Origin of the sequence: Mesorhizobium sp. M1E.F.Ca.ET.041.01.1.1, from assembly GCF_003997355.1 — a bacterium.
Lineage (GTDB): Bacteria > Pseudomonadota > Alphaproteobacteria > Rhizobiales > Rhizobiaceae > Mesorhizobium.
Genome location: NZ_RZSL01000871.1, coordinates 1 through 1,906 on the forward strand (window position 1 = coordinate 1; position 1,906 = coordinate 1,906).

The following is a 1,906-nucleotide window of genomic DNA, read 5'->3' on the forward strand; positions in this document are numbered from 1 at the left end:
GTCCTTCACTGATGGCGGTCGCTTACGCGTGCCCCCTCCGGACGGCCTCCCCACAGGGCCGCCCGTTCTTCGTGCATGTCGTTGTCTCAAAGCAGCTTGGCACTTTTGAGCAACATCCCTCTGTGATCGCCTAACATGGTTGATAATCCATTGACGGCGCTCGACATCGCCCATGATTTGCGGAAGCAATGGCGGCAAATCGATGACATAAAGCGGGCCGGAAGTCCAAAAAGGGCGGAAAATATGCGGGTTGTCGTGAAATTCATCAGATGGCTGCTGGGTCTCGTGGTGCTGGCGGTGGTCGCGCTGTTTGCCTGGCTCTACTTCGCGCCGCCCGAATTGATCCGCGTCGGTTCCGGCTATTCGGCCAAGATCGTCTGCTCCAATGTCTTCATAGCAGGCCGCGATCCAGGTGAAGTGCTTGCCGTCGACGTTCAGGCACCGGGCCATCCGTTGCTCCGCCTGATGAAGGTTTCGGTCGACAGGGAAAGGGGGCTGGTTTCGGCCGGTCTGTTTTGGGTTCTGGGCAAGAGCGTTGCCGTCGAGCGCGATGGGCTCGGCTGCGCGTCGGTTCCCAATGGCGATACCGGCAAGGCGCGGCAGACGTCCGTCCGTATCGAGCCTCTGGCGGTGACTTCGCAGGATGCGCTCTGGCCAGAAGGCGAAAGGGTGGATGGCTCGCAAAACCCTGAAGTGTCGAAGATCATCGAAGATGCCGCCATGGCCGGGACCGGCATGCGCGCGGTCGTGGTGGTGAAGAACGGCCGCATCGTCGCGGAGCGCTATGGCGACGGTTTTTCGGCCAAGACGCCGCTGCTCGGCTGGTCGATGACCAAGACGGTGAATGCCGCGATCGTCGGCACGCTGGTGAAGGACGGCAAGATGGCGCTCGACAACAAGGGCCTGTTCGCGCCGTGGAAGGTCGATGGCCGCGCCGCGATCAGCCTTGCCGATATGATGGCGATGTCGAGCGGGCTGGAGTTCAACGAGGATTATGGCGACGTCGCCGACGTGACGCGCATGCTCTATCTCGAGCCGGACATGGCGGGCTTTGCCGACGCCAAACCGCTCGCCGGCGATGTGGGCAAGGTGTTTTCCTATTCGAGCGGCACGGCTGTCATGCTGTCGCGGCTGTGGCAAGACGCGATCGGCGACAAGGCGAAGGCGCTGGCCTGGCCTCGGACGGCACTGTTCGAGCCGCTCGGCATGCACAGCGCGGTGCTCGAGACCGACGAGCAGGGCACGTTCGTCGGCTCCTCCTATCTCTATGCCACGGCGCATGACTGGGCTCGCTTCGGCCAGTTCCTGCTGCAAGGCGGGGTGTGGAACGGCGCGGCAGTCCTGCCGTCCGGCTTCGTCGACTGGATGCGGCAGCGGGCGCCGGCCTCGAAGGTCTACGGCAAAGGCCAGGTGTGGATCGAGGGCCCGGGCGATGAGGAGAATCCCGGGGCTGGCGTTGCCGCCGGCCTGCCCAAGGACACCTACTGGATGGAAGGCCATGACGGCCAGACTGTCGCCATCGTTCCGTCGGAGCAACTGGTCGTGGTGCGGCTCGGGCTGACGCCGGCCAAGCTCGGCTACCGGCCGCAGACGATGGTGGCGGCGCTGGTGAAAGCCTTGCATCAGTAAGGGGGTGCCTACTTTCGAGCGCCGATCATGCCCAGCCAGGCATAGCCGCGATAAAGCGTTCTGAAACGGAAGGTTGCACCGGTCCGCTCCGATTCAGATTCAAGTACGTCGCGCAGCGAGGCGCGCGGCTCGACATGGAATTTCCGCAGCCAGCCGCGCAGCAGGGCGCGGAACCAGCGCGGCAGGCCCTCCTGCTGGCCGAAATCGACGACATGCAGCGAGCCGCCAGGCGCAAGCGCGGCGAGCGCCGCCGAGACGGTCTTTTCCCAACCAGGGA

Annotated in this window: 1 protein-coding gene and 1 pseudogene; one reads left to right on the forward strand and one right to left on the reverse strand. The window is 64.1% G+C overall.

Features of this window, described 5'->3' with window-relative positions; translation table 11 throughout:
* Positions 1-243: 243 nt before the first annotated feature.
* Positions 244-1,629: a serine hydrolase gene (locus tag EOA38_RS35260; RefSeq protein WP_127301389.1), complete on the forward strand. Its 1,386-nt coding sequence runs from the start codon at positions 244-246 to the stop codon at positions 1,627-1,629.
* Positions 1,630-1,637: 8 nt separating this feature from the next.
* Here the strand turns inward: EOA38_RS35260 and EOA38_RS35265 are convergent.
* A pseudogene (locus tag EOA38_RS35265) lies at positions 1,638-1,906 on the reverse strand (SAM-dependent methyltransferase); the annotation flags it as partial.